This is a genomic window from Oleiphilus sp. HI0125 (assembly GCF_001635355.1).
In genome coordinates, this window is sequence record NZ_LWGF01000052.1 from 1 (window position 1) to 1,099 (window position 1,099).

A 1,099-nucleotide genomic window follows, 5' to 3' on the forward strand; every position below is an offset into this window, starting at 1 on the left:
TCATAAAAGTATCCGGTCTTTTGCCCTTCAACAACTGGGGCGACAAAACGAACACCATTTTCTCTCAACTCTGCTTCAGTGATATCACCTAAAGCATGCTCAACGTAACTCTCTAGACCCTCGCTCTCTCGCATTTTCCCATCGTTCTTAAAAACAATGGCTCGCGGCTTTAACTTCTTCTCAAGAACTTCAGTAATATCCGCTTTCAACTGTTCCATTCCAGCACTTGAGATCTGCACGACGAGTACGTCTTGAAATCGATCAATCGCAAGCCCTGGCATGCCATCACTATCACCGTACACAAGCCGATAACTCTCATCATCGAAGCGCTTTTCGCGCAAGCTCAACGCAATATTTAAACGATGTGCAAAAAGAGAGCGGTCAAAAATCGCTTTTTTATCTCGACTGAATAAACGGCCGCAAATCAAAGTATTTGGATTTACAAATGCAACACCCAAAAACTGACCCGAGTGCGATTGCACATGGCATTGCTCACCCGCACTGAATTGCTTTAGCGGGCTTTGTTTGACGTCCACCTCGTTACTGTAAATCCAAAGGTGGCCTTGCTTAAGACGCTTTTCAGCGCCTTTTCGTAAAATCATTGTTTGCATGAAAAGTGCCTCTGTTTAGGCGAAAAAAAACGCACACACCTAACATCAGTGTGTGCGTTATTATTTGAAATGTACTTTAGTCTGCCCAGTAGTTGACGTCGAGCTCACGTGCTGCTTTCACATCATCGAGTCGTTTTACTGGTTGCGTGTAAGGTGCATGCTTAACAAGATCAGCATTTTCTTCCGCCTCTTGTTGTATCTCAACCATTGCTTGAACGAAGCCCTCTAATTCTTCGATCGACTCAGTTTCAGTCGGCTCGATTAAGAAACACTCAGGCACCAATAATGGGAAATAAGTGGTCGGCGCATGATAGCCTTTATCCAACAAGCGCTTCGCAAAATCCATAGCATTAACGCCCAAGCCTTTCGCTTGTTCGCTTAAGGTGATAATGAATTCATGCGTTGCACGACGCTCGGGATAAGCAAGCTTGAAACCAGCATCGGACATTAATTTCGCCATGTAATTAGCATTAAGCGTTGAATATTCA

Annotated in this window: 1 protein-coding gene and 1 pseudogene; both read right to left on the reverse strand. The window is 44.2% G+C overall.

Translation table 11 applies throughout. The annotated features are described in order from the left end of the window. A partial coding sequence (locus tag A3762_RS00900; protein ID WP_369820650.1) for a class I SAM-dependent rRNA methyltransferase occupies positions 1 to 611 on the reverse strand: 611 nt, incomplete at its 3' end. Positions 612 to 687: 76 nt separating this feature from the next. Then, positions 688 to 1,099: pseudogene (locus tag A3762_RS00905) on the reverse strand (aminomethyl-transferring glycine dehydrogenase subunit GcvPB); the annotation flags it as partial.